At 53.7% G+C, this 10,627-nt stretch carries 10 protein-coding genes and 2 pseudogenes; 8 read left to right on the top strand and 4 right to left on the bottom strand.

The annotated features are described in order from the left end of the window. Nucleotides 1-70 precede the first annotated feature (70 nt). From J8X26_RS24005 to pagP, 5 genes and pseudogenes are all read left to right on the top strand, one after another. Nucleotides 71-379: pseudogene (locus tag J8X26_RS24005) on the top strand (glucose PTS transporter subunit EIIB); the annotation flags it as partial. 73 nt (nt 380-452) lie between these two features. Then, entirely contained in the window at nt 453-899 is a 447-nt protein-coding gene (gene rpiB / locus J8X26_RS24000) for a ribose 5-phosphate isomerase B (protein WP_152323802.1), read from the top strand. Next, on the top strand, nt 896-1,582 hold the full coding sequence (gene rpe / locus J8X26_RS23995; RefSeq protein WP_208952169.1) for a ribulose-phosphate 3-epimerase: 687 nt from the start codon (nt 896-898) through the stop codon (nt 1,580-1,582). The genes rpiB and rpe overlap by 4 nt, the downstream gene beginning before the upstream one ends. A gap of 432 nt (nt 1,583-2,014) precedes the next feature. Continuing rightward, on the top strand, nt 2,015-3,127 hold the full coding sequence (locus tag J8X26_RS23990) for a mechanosensitive ion channel family protein (RefSeq protein ID WP_152323804.1): 1,113 nt from the start codon (nt 2,015-2,017) through the stop codon (nt 3,125-3,127). A gap of 109 nt (nt 3,128-3,236) precedes the next feature. After that, a complete protein-coding gene (pagP, locus tag J8X26_RS23985) occupies nt 3,237-3,824 on the top strand; it encodes a lipid IV(A) palmitoyltransferase PagP (protein WP_208952170.1) in 588 nt (195 codons plus the stop codon). Nucleotides 3,825-3,885: 61 nt separating this feature from the next. Here pagP and J8X26_RS23980 read toward each other — a convergent pair whose 3' ends face one another. Continuing rightward, nucleotides 3,886-4,740, bottom strand: a complete 855-nt coding sequence (locus tag J8X26_RS23980) for an aldo/keto reductase family oxidoreductase (RefSeq protein ID WP_208952168.1) — start codon at nt 4,738-4,740, stop codon at nt 3,886-3,888. 95 nt (nt 4,741-4,835) lie between these two features. Here J8X26_RS23980 and J8X26_RS23975 point away from each other — a divergent pair, with 95 nt between their 5' ends. Then, nucleotides 4,836-5,756, top strand: a complete 921-nt coding sequence (locus J8X26_RS23975) for a LysR family transcriptional regulator (protein WP_165060206.1) — start codon at nt 4,836-4,838, stop codon at nt 5,754-5,756. Here J8X26_RS23975 and J8X26_RS23970 read toward each other — a convergent pair. The 3 genes from J8X26_RS23970 to J8X26_RS23960 form a co-directional block, all read right to left on the bottom strand. Then, entirely contained in the window at nt 5,753-6,235 is a 483-nt protein-coding gene (locus J8X26_RS23970) for a nuclear transport factor 2 family protein (RefSeq protein WP_152323807.1), read from the bottom strand. The two genes, J8X26_RS23975 and J8X26_RS23970, sit on opposite strands and share 4 nt — an antisense overlap. A gap of 225 nt (nt 6,236-6,460) precedes the next feature. Beyond that, on the bottom strand, nt 6,461-7,732 hold the full coding sequence (locus tag J8X26_RS23965; protein ID WP_208952167.1) for a DUF1479 domain-containing protein: 1,272 nt from the start codon (nt 7,730-7,732) through the stop codon (nt 6,461-6,463). Nucleotides 7,733-7,884: 152 nt separating this feature from the next. After that, on the bottom strand, nt 7,885-8,670 hold the full coding sequence (locus J8X26_RS23960) for a MipA/OmpV family protein (RefSeq protein ID WP_208952166.1): 786 nt from the start codon (nt 8,668-8,670) through the stop codon (nt 7,885-7,887). Nucleotides 8,671-8,795: 125 nt separating this feature from the next. Here J8X26_RS23960 and J8X26_RS23955 point away from each other — a divergent pair, with 125 nt between their 5' ends. Next, nucleotides 8,796-9,494 carry a response regulator gene (locus tag J8X26_RS23955; RefSeq protein WP_152323810.1) on the top strand — a complete coding sequence of 233 codons (699 nt, stop codon included), beginning with the start codon at nt 8,796-8,798 and terminating at the stop codon, nt 9,492-9,494. Continuing rightward, nucleotides 9,491-10,441 (top strand): annotated as a pseudogene (locus J8X26_RS23950) (histidine kinase dimerization/phospho-acceptor domain-containing protein); the annotation flags it as partial. The gene J8X26_RS23955 and the pseudogene J8X26_RS23950, both read left to right, overlap by 4 nt. Nucleotides 10,442-10,627: the final 186 nt, after the last annotated feature.

The raw sequence follows: 10,627 nt of genomic DNA, 5'->3' as shown, positions 1-10,627 counted from the left end.
TGTACGGATTACCTGAGGAAGTCGGCGACGAGGGGAGCTTTTATCTAAATCCGATTTATTCAACAAAGCCCTTTATACCCGGCAGGATCTCGCCGCGCGCGATCAGAAAAATAATACCGGTGGGCTGAACGGGGACGGGCTCAATATTTCGCAAACCATTATCGCCGGGCTGGGTGGCGCGGCCAATATCTCGGATGTCGACTGCTGCGCCACGCGTCTGCGTATCACGGTTCTGGATGAAAATCAGGTGGATGACGCGCTGCTAAAAAGCTCAGGCGCAAAAGGCGTGATCCGAAAAGGCAAAGGTGTTCAGGTGATTTACGGCCCGCACGTCACGCTCATTAAATCGAATTTGCAGGATTGTCTCGAAAGCGTATAGCGAAGGTGAGGGGGAATTATTCCCCCTGTCCACCGCTTCATTTTATTTATTGTTAATGGTTGAAGGGAGAAATATGAATATTGCAATTGGCTGTGATCACGTCGGGTTTATTCTCAAAGCGGACATCATCGGGCATTTAATTAGCCGGGGCATGACGGTGACAGATAAAGGCGCTGATGAGAATACGCGCACGGATTATCCGATATACGGCAAAGCGGTGGCAGACGCGGTGGTTTCAGGCGAAGCCGACTTAGGGATTGTATTTTGTGGTTCCGGGATCGGCATTTCCATTGCGGCGAATAAAGTTCACGGCATTCGCGCGGTGGTGTGCAGCGAGCCGTATTCGGCGAAATTGTCCCGCGAACATAACAACACCAATATTCTTTCCTTTGGGTCACGCGTTGTCGGTTCTGAGCTTGCAAAGATGATTATCGACGCGTGGCTGGATGCTGAATTTGAAGGCGGACGCCACCAGAAACGGGTGGAGATGATCACCGCCATCGAGGAGGCGCAGCAATGACCACGCAATTTTGCCCGTCGCTGATGTGCGTGGATTTTTCCCGTCTGGGTGAGGAACTGTCCAGCCTTGAAGCGGCCGGTGCGGCGATGTTCCATATCGACGTCATGGACGGACATTTTGTCCCGAACTTTGCGCTCGGCCCGGAAGATATCAAAGCCGTTTCGAAGCTGGCGACGATACCTTATGACGTCCACCTGATGGTCACGAACCCGGACCCTTACATCGCGCGTTTTGCCGATCTGGGTTGCAGCATTATTTATGTCCACGCCGAAGCGCCAATCCATTTGCACCGGACGCTGGGCAATATCCGCAGCCGCGGCATCAAAGCAGGCGTGGCGATTAACCCCGGCACGTCGCTGAATATTCTGGAGGAAATCCTCGACGTGGTAGACGTAGTCATGGTGATGTCAGTGAATCCGGGTTTTGCGGGGCAGCCTTTTATAGAAAGCTCGTTCAGCAAAGTCCGCCGGCTCAGGACCATGCTGAATGAAAATAAGAGCGATGCGCTCATCGCCATCGACGGTGCTATTTCTCCCGAGGTGGTAAAAAAGCTCGGCACGGAAATTGACCTGTTTGTTCTCGGCACCGCAGGGTTATTCCGCAAAGATATGTCATACAAAGAGGCGATGACTGTTCTGCGTAAGCAGGTCGTTATGGCGAAGGGCGCGGGAGACGTGGCATAACCCGTGCGCGGGGATGAAGGCAATAAAAAAGCCATTCTGCAAAATAACGTCATTCGCAGGATGGCTTATGTTTTTTACGGCGGACGCTGTCAGCGTCCTGCTGGCCCTGATAAAAAAAACCGCACTTAGTTGCGGGCACCAATGATCAGCGCTGCGACCAATGCAATTGAAACGAACGACATATAACCCACCACTAAAGCTCTTTTCATAATTAAGCACCTCAGTTGAACGTTTTTCAGAACATTGGACTCACGACTGGACGCAGAGTCAACCGGGCAAATCGCAGCTTACCTATTGATGATAGATCACGCCGACGCGGCAATGTTTCTTCTTTTTCAGTTTTTGCTTCTGTTTACCGAACTTTCCGATTCTGTCAGCCCGCGCGTCTGCGTTCCCTATACTGGTAGTTTGCGGTTAATTCCGGGAGGGAAAATGAATTTTCTATCACATTTCGATTTCATCACGCTGGTGATGACGCCGGAGTTCTGGACAGGCGTCGCGACGATGGTGATTGTGACGTTTGCTACTTACTGGCTGCTGAGCTGGGTGCTCTCATTTTTGCGCAAAGGCGTAAAAAGCTGGGGGGAGGTGAATCAGGCCAGCCACAGAATACGGTTTGTGCTCGGCGAAATTCTCAACCGGACAAGCAACTTACTGATTTTTATCGCAGCCTTTTTGTTCAGCCTGCGGTTCGTTAATCTTCCCGATCATCTCTACAGCACGATAACCCACGCGTGGTTCCTGGTTCTGGCTTTCCAGATGGCGCTGTGGCTGGATCAGGCGGTCGTTTCGTGGTTACGCGATCTTATGCGTCAGCCCCGCATGCACAGAAACCCGGTTACGCTGGTGATCACCGGTCTGATATTCCGCGCGGTGGTGTGGACGGTGATGCTGCTGTCGATTCTGGCGAATGTGGGCGTCAATATTACCGCGCTGGTCGCCAGCCTGGGCGTCGGCGGTATCGCCATCGCGCTCGCCATTCAAACCATTCTCAGCGACGTCTTCGCGTCACTCTCCATCGGTTTTGATAAACCTTTCGAAATTGGTGATTTTGTTGTGTTTAATGATGTCGCCGGAACGGTCGAACATATTGGCCTGAAAACCACGCGAATACGCAGCCTGAGCGGTGAGCAGATCGTCTGCGGTAATGCCATTTTGCTCCAGCAAACGTTGCATAATTACAAGCGAATGCAGACGCGCCGTATCGTATTCAATTTTGGTGTCGCGATTAATACGCCGCCGGAGAAGTTGCGTAATATCGGCGATATGGTCAAAGACATTATTATTGATGTGGGTGAAACTAAATTCGACCGTGCGCACCTTCTTGGGTTTGGCACAGACCGCCTGAATATCGAAGTGGTTCATATCGTCAATACAGCCGACTACAACAAATACATGGATATTCAGCAGGAAATCAATATCCGTATTATCGAGAAGCTTATCGAGCAGGATATTGAAATGGCGCTGCCTAATATGATTGTTCAAACGCCGGATAAAAGCGAACCGGGGAAATGGGAGGCCACCCGCGCAAGGCAGCAGGCGTAAAAATGCACTTCTGATTTTATTGAGGTTTATTGATTAACAATAAAAGTCCCTGCCGGAGGATGAGCTATCATTGACTGAAATAGTGCTCTCAGCAAACTCTGGTGGACGGATGATAATAAAGAAAAAACTCAATTCAATCATGATGGTGTTAGGCATTGCCTGCACGATACCCGCAGTGGCTGCTAACCCCACGGGCGACAACAGAAGCGGAGTATCGGGCCTGTGGGAAGATTTTAAAGACGATGTTTCCCTGACCTGGAATGAACCGCAATATACCGATGTCTATCTTCCTTTTCTAAGCTGGCATAACCGGCTGACGTACGATAAGCATAAAACAGATCATTATAATGAAATGCCGTGGGGTGGCGGGATTGGCGTTTCCCGCTATACAGAAGAGGGAAACTGGAGTGGACTCTTTGCGATGGTATTTCAGGATTCCCACCGCGAGTGGCAACCCGCCGCCGGTTACGGGTGGGAAAAGGGAGGGTATTTCACGCAAAGTAAGGATGTCCGTCTTGGGCTGGGATTAGCGGGCGGAATTACCGCCCGTCAGGATTTCGCTAATTACGTACCGCTGCCATTCTTATTCCCACTTTTTTCTGCGGGATATAAAAACGTCAATTTGCAGTTCACCTACATCCCCGGAACTTACAATAACGGCAACGTGCTTTTTGCGTGGCTGAGATATGGTTTTTAGATATTACCCACGGTCAGACGCTATTTCAGCCACTGATGAAAGGCTTACCTTACGGCTGGCCTTATATTCTGTTTAGCTTATCCATCACGTCTTCGGACAATTGCAGCGTCGCGCTCGCCAGATTTTCCTGTAAATGTTCCGGCGACGACGTGCCGGGGATCAGCAAAATATTCGGTGAACGTTTGAGCAGCCACGCCAGCGCGACCTGCATCGGTGTGGCCTGCAATGTGGCGGCCACCTCATCAAGCAACGTGGACTGCAACGGTGAAAAACCGCCCAGCGGGAAGAAAGGCACATACGCAATGCCCTGTTCCGCAAGGGTATCGACCAGCGCATCATCGCGCCGGTTCGCCAGGTTATACATGTTCTGAACGCAGGCAATTGCCGTCAGTTTCTGCGCGTCAGCGACCTGAGTTGCCGTGACATTGCTCAGGCCGATATGGTGAATCAAACCGCGTTCTTTCAGTCTGATCAGCGCTTCCAGTTGTGGTTCGAGTGAACCCTCTTTCGGCTGATGAATGTCGAGCATGCTGCGCAGATTCACCACGTCTATTGTTTCCAGCCCCAGATTACGCAGGTTATCTTCCACGGCCTGCGTCAGTTCCTGCGGGCTGAAAGCCGGTAACCAGCCGCCTTTTTCATCACGGCGCGCGCCGACTTTGGTCACAATACACAGATTGTCAGGGTACGGATGCAGCGCTTTTTTGATCAGCCGGTTGGTTTCATGCGGGCCGTAAAAATCGCTGGTATCGATATGATTCACACCGCTGGCGATGGCGTCACGCAATACCTGAATGCCCCGCGCTTCATCTTTCACCGGGCCAAAAACGCCCGGTCCCGCCAGTTGCATGGCGCCGTAACCTAAGCGTCCTACTTCGCGATCGCCCAGGCGATAAGTCATGGAAGGCTTTGACATGGAATTCTCCTCTGTGAATGTTCACTGATTGTAGCGGGGCGCTGGTTGTGCAACTATCCGGTAAAATCAGGACAAACTGTACGAGGTCCCGCACAATGTCGATGGATATCGCCCTGTTGCACGCAGTGGTTGAAGTGGCGAAAGCCGGTGGATTTCGTGAGGCGGCGCGCGTCACCGGCAGCAATGCGTCCCGGCTCAGTGATGCGGTGCGTCGCGCAGAACAGCAGCTCGGCATCCGGCTTTTTCACCGGACGACCCGCACAGTGGTGCTGACCGAAGCCGGCAGGGCGCTGATCGAACGTTTGCAGCCCGCCATGAATGAGGTGAATGCCGCGCTGGATGCGCTTAACCGTTATCGCAATACCCCCGGCGGCACGCTGCGGCTGAACGTTCCTGTCAGCGCTACGCGGCTGGTTTTGCCTGCGCTGGTGCCGGAATTCCTCCGGCGTTATCCGGATATCCAGCTGGAAATTATTGCGGAAAGTAATGTGCAGGATGTGTTTCGCGACGGCTGCGACGCCGGTATTCGTTACGACGAACGTCTTGAGCAGGATATGGTGGCGCTTCCCATCGGGCCGCGCCGTCAGCGTTATGCGGCGGCGGCGTCTCCCGCGTATCTCGACGCGCAGGGCAGGCCGGAACATCCGCGGGATCTGATTGAGCATCGCTGTCTGCGTGGCCGTTATGCCAGCGGTAATATGCCGGACTGGGAATTTGAGCGCGATGGCGAAAACCTCAGCGTGCAGGTGAGCGGCCCGCTGGTGGTGAGCGTCGGCGGTGCGGTGGATCTGGCCGTGGAAGCCGCTATCGCGGGCGCGGGTATCATCTACCTGTTCGAAGAGTGGCTGGCGCCCGCCATTGTCAGCGGTAAGCTGGAGCCCATCTTGCAGCCATGGTGGCTGTCGTTTTCAGGCCCTTATCTTTATTACAACGATCGCCGCCTGATCCCCGCGCCTTTGCAGGCGTTTATCGATTTTGTCCGCGAAGACAATCTGAACCGGGCGGCGGCCGGTTAAAACCCGAATTCGCTCAGGCCGGGATGATCGTCAGGTCTGCGGCCCAGCGGCCAGTGGAATTTGCGGTCGGCTTCAGCGATGGGTAAATCGTTGATGCACGCGTGACGTTCGAACATCAGCCCCTGCGCGTTAAACGCCCAGTTTTCGTTGCCAAAACTGCGGAACCAGTTGCCGGAATCGTCGTGCCATTCGTAAGCAAACCGCACGGCAATCCGCTCACCGTCGAACGCCCACAGCTCTTTAATCAGGCGGTAATCCAGCTCTTTTGCCCATTTACGTTGCAGGAATTCCACCACACCGGCCTGACCCGTGACGAATTCGCTGCGGTTGCGCCAGCGCGTATCGGCAGAATACACCTGGCTGACGCGCTGCGGATCGCGGCTGTTCCACGCATCTTCGGCAAGCCGGACTTTTTCGATGGCGCTTTCACGCGTAAACGGCGGAAGGGGTTTTTTCACAATTAAGCGGCTGTCAGTCATTATGGCCTCACGTTAAGGGAGAATGTGCGTTGGTGTTTCATGTATATAAGCGTTCGGCCACGTAGAAGAAAGCAATGTTGCGTTGCTAATCGTAAATCATCACGTTTTTTCCCTGAACCTACCCGTTGGCTTTGCGCTTATGGGGTTTGCGGGCATCAGATGGTCGTTGTTTCGGGGGGACAATGCAGACCTTAAACGCAAGGTCTGCATTGAATGGGAATGGGATTACTTCGCGGCGTCCTGCCCTAAGCCCTGAAGGCCGTTCTTATTCAGATCGGTATCCCGGAACCGGTCTTTCCAGTTCATTTCATAATGTTCTGGCGGGAAATCCGCAGGGGAAGTTCCCTGTTTCAGGGCGTCGTGTACGGAGTGCGCATACGCCAGATTTTTATCGCACATCGGCGCTGCCGGAATGTACATCACGTTTCCCCATCCTTGCTGGTTTTCAACCGGCGCAACCGAATGAATCACATCACAATGCCACCAGACAGAGTCTCCGGCCTGTAATTGCGGAATGCTGCAAAGGCCGTTAATGAGGTGAGGGTGCCATTTCTCTGAGACAGGCAAAACCCGGCCCGGCGCGACGCCGCACAATTCATCTTCGGGTACGTCATCTAACAACGGGCGAAGCAACATGTAGGCCATCGCTTCCGGGACCGGCACAACGTGCAAAACGCCCTGGCCGCTTTGTATATCAGACAACGCCGTCCAGCCCTGGAAGGTGCGGAATACGGAGCATTTTGTGGTATCAGCGACGTCATATTCATTCACATCTGGCCGGAACGCCGCATCCCACGGGTCATATTCGTCAAAGCGATTGTTGAAAATATTCCGAAAGACGTTCTGATAAGCAGGCAATAACCAGCGTTCCAGCGCGCCGGAGTCAGTGTGCGCGCCGAGGCCTTTGGAGGTCGTTCCCGGCAGTCTGCGGCGGAGCCGGTCAGGGTAAATGACGCTGATATCGGGGTTAAACCAGACTTTTCCTTCGCTGTTGAATTTCCACAACCGGTTGAGGAATGACTGAACCGCGCCGATCTCCTGACTTTGCCTTGCCTCCATCTGCGCTTTTGACCAGTAGATGGGATAAATTTCGGGACGCGAAGCCTCCAGACTGCCAAAGAAATTATCGCCCGGCCCGCGGTAAACGTCGTCGAAATGGTTATTGTCCAGATAACTGAGCATGGACTCGTCCATCGCCAGCGCCGCATCGCGCCCGAACGTTCCGCGCACAACCACACAACCACGGCGCTTAACCTGCGCAATCAGCGCCTCTGATCCTTTTCCGGCGGCGAGATCTGACCATTCGATCTCTGGCCACGCCGAACCCTGAGCACGTTCCTCTTCACGGGCGGCAGCAATCTCTGATTCAATTTTGCTGCGCACCTGATCAAAAAGCCCTTGCACATCACCAATCTGAGACCGTAGTTTTTGTTTTACTTCAATGATTTGCTGTTTGTAATCTTCCGGCAGTTTTGTCGCGATGGGGGTTTTATGCATGATGATTCTCCCGTGTCGTTTATGATTTTTATTACATACGAAGTATATATTACTTTCATTCGTAAGTTCATGGATGACAGTAACAAAACTCAGTGCAGGTGTTTTTGCAGCGGATCACGGTTTTTAAATTCGGGTTTGCGCGGCGGGAATGCTTAAAAAGTATAAAGCACGCCAAGATTCAGCGTGGTTCCGCCGCGCTGGTCAACGATCGGGCTTTTACCGGCGTGATCGCTCAGCCAGGCGTAATCTACACTGACGACGCTGCCCCAGTGTGGCGTGAACTGGTGACTCCACGTCAGACTGCTGTCCACGCCATAAAACCCCCCGGCGGCCTGATAAGGCGCGAAATCCGTGCGTTCGCTTTGTTTCTGGCTCACGCCATAGAAGGTATTCATGTAACGCCGGTCGCCAAAAAGTGCCGCGGACTGGAGTGCAACGGTGTCAGCGTTATTTTGCACGGGCAGGAGCGTGGCGGATGTCTGATAGTGTACGCCTTGCCCGTCGCTCAGCGGCAGGGTGGCTTTGCCTTCAAATGAAAGCCACGGCGTGGCAGACCAGCCCACCGCGATGGCGGTATTGACGGCTGCATCGATATTTCCCATGCCTTTGAGTTTATTTGAACCATCACGCCAGGTGGAATTTCTGTCCGCCCGTCCCAGGCTGAACCCCAGCGTATGTTCAAGATACAGGCCGTTATCTGCCTGTAAGTCATACCCCACGCCTTTCAGGGAGTCGAAGAAAAACGCGTTGTCCCGCGTCTGAATGACCGGCCCCGCCAGCCAGTGACGCTGATCTGATCCGCTGTAACGCGGGGCGCTTTGTGCGCCCATCCCGACCGTAAACGTTTCCGCTGACGCATCGTCACCGGCCTGTGCCTGCCACGCTGTTGCGGACAGCGTGAAACAGGTAATGTGCAGCATAAGTTTTCTGGATATCATTGTGACTCCTCATCACCCAACCGTATGGTTCGTAGCGGATTGCAGCCGCGCCGAAAACCGGAGTATGCAGAGGCAGTGTCAATAAACTGTCTGGGATTTATGAAGAAACAGTCAAGGCGGCAGACATGCAAACAAAACGGATCCTGATCATTGAAGACGACGTCGATGCGGCGGATGTTCTTGATGCGTATTTGAAACGTGAAGGTTATGAGGTGCAGATTGCGGGAGACGGGCTATCCGGGCTGGAGAATGCGCAGCGGTGGAAGCCTGATCTTATTCTGCTGGATGTGATGTTGCCGGGAATAAGAGGGACGGACGTTCTGGCGTCAATCCGCCGCGAAAGCCGCGTTCCGGTGATCATGGTGACGGCAATGGGCGATATGCCTGACAAAATTGGTGCGCTGCGGTTCGGGGCTGATGATTATGTTGTCAAACCCTACAACCCTGGCGAAGTGGTGGCGCGGGTGCAGGCTGTACTCCGGCGGGTGATTTCCGGCTCAGAGGCCGTGTCTTCCGTGTTGTGCTGGCAGGGGCTTGATGTTGATACCGATGCCCTCACCGCCGCTGTCCGGTCAGCCTCGGGTGAACCGCGCTATCTGGATTTAACACCAACAGAGTTCGGTGTGCTGAGCACATTAATGCGCGCTCCGACGCGTCCGTTCTCACGGCAATATCTGCTTGAACATTGCCTGCCGGAAAGCGAGGCGCTGGAAAGGGTCGTTGATACGCACGTTTATAACCTGCGTAAAAAGCTGGAATCTGCGGGGATCGTCAACGTGCTGGTCAACGTGCGTGGCGTCGGTTACCGGTTCAGGCAACCATGAGTGGCCCACATTATCAGTCCCTCTGGCGCTGGATTTGTGTCCGTATCCTGACGCTGGCAATCGGCAGCGTGATCCTGATTGCGCTGTGCATGTGGCTGCGCTTTGTCATCGAAAATGTTTGGGTGTTGCACCACATGTCCCCGGCAATGCGGGCTGAATTTGAGGTGCTGCGCAGTAACCCTGAGCTTAATCTGGCGCGGTTTCATGAGATTGTGGATCAAGGCTGGGGCGTGCGCTATTCGGATCCTTCGATTGCTTCTGCCGACTGGATGATGGTCGGCATTCTGGTGGTCGTGGTGATCCCTTTTATCGCGCTTTTGGGTTTAAAAGCCGCGCGCCCGCTTTCGTCGCAGTTCAGCCGTCTGGCGCAGGTGGCCCGTTCGGTCACAAAAGGGGATTTCAATACACGGGCTGAAGCGGTGAAAAATGCCCCGTCTGAACTTATCCAGTTTACCGATGATTTCAACGCCATGATGCTGCAACTTTCCCGCTATGAGCGGGAACTGCGGGCGTCGCATGTCGCGATGGCGCACGAGCTGCGTTCGCCGCTGACGGCGGCGGTAGGGCGGTTGCAGGGGATGCTTGATGGCGTATTTCAGCCGGAGCCGCGTCAGTTACAGATGGTCATGAAACAGCTTTTGCATCTGAACCGGCTGATTGACGAACTGCATTTGCTTTCGCTGGCGGATGCCGGTCAGCTGAATCTTCATAAAACATCTCTGGATCTGGCTGAACTGCTGCGCGAGCGCGTGGCCTGGCTCAGGCCGCAGTTAGCGGAAGCCGGTTTTGACATCACCGTGACGCCCGATATCCCCTGTCCTTATGTCGGGGATCCGTTCCGTCTCGGGCAGGTCTTCACTATTCTGATGGAAAATGCGCTGCGTTATGCGCAGGAAGGCCACCGGCTGGATATTGCAATTTCGCACAGTGAAGGCGGCGTGGAGATGTAGCGCGGAAAAACGTTTTGCACTGATTTGAATAAGTTTCTGCACTATTATTTGCTCTGATGGGAGTGCAGAAACGTTTCCAAATTTGCGCAATATCTAACCGTCCTTATGATTCGGTATGAAATTACTGATTATCAACTCAGCAGCTTTGTGCCCGTTGTTACTGCCCACTGAGTAGGTTGTGCT

The organism is Rahnella sp. ChDrAdgB13, assembly GCF_017655185.1.
GTDB lineage: Bacteria > Pseudomonadota > Gammaproteobacteria > Enterobacterales > Enterobacteriaceae > Rahnella > Rahnella contaminans.
This window is presented reverse-complemented; position numbering and strand designations above follow the sequence as displayed.

What these genes read in the sequence shown, in the direction of transcription:
- rpiB (WP_152323802.1), top strand. Translation starts at nt 453, where the DNA reads ATGAATATTGCAATTGGCTGTGATCACGTCGGGTTTATTCTCAAAGCG.
- J8X26_RS23960 (WP_208952166.1), bottom strand. Translation starts at nt 8,670, where the DNA reads ATGATATCCAGAAAACTTATGCTGCACATTACCTGTTTCACGCTGTCC.
- J8X26_RS23975 (WP_165060206.1), top strand. Translation starts at nt 4,836, where the DNA reads ATGTCGATGGATATCGCCCTGTTGCACGCAGTGGTTGAAGTGGCGAAA.
- rpe (WP_208952169.1), top strand. Translation starts at nt 896, where the DNA reads ATGACCACGCAATTTTGCCCGTCGCTGATGTGCGTGGATTTTTCCCGT.
- J8X26_RS23990 (WP_152323804.1), top strand. Translation starts at nt 2,015, where the DNA reads ATGAATTTTCTATCACATTTCGATTTCATCACGCTGGTGATGACGCCG.
- J8X26_RS23980 (WP_208952168.1), bottom strand. Translation starts at nt 4,740, where the DNA reads ATGTCAAAGCCTTCCATGACTTATCGCCTGGGCGATCGCGAAGTAGGA.
- J8X26_RS23955 (WP_152323810.1), top strand. Translation starts at nt 8,796, where the DNA reads ATGCAAACAAAACGGATCCTGATCATTGAAGACGACGTCGATGCGGCG.
- J8X26_RS23970 (WP_152323807.1), bottom strand. Translation starts at nt 6,235, where the DNA reads ATGACTGACAGCCGCTTAATTGTGAAAAAACCCCTTCCGCCGTTTACG.
- pagP (WP_208952170.1), top strand. Translation starts at nt 3,237, where the DNA reads ATGATAATAAAGAAAAAACTCAATTCAATCATGATGGTGTTAGGCATT.
- J8X26_RS23965 (WP_208952167.1), bottom strand. Translation starts at nt 7,732, where the DNA reads ATGCATAAAACCCCCATCGCGACAAAACTGCCGGAAGATTACAAACAG.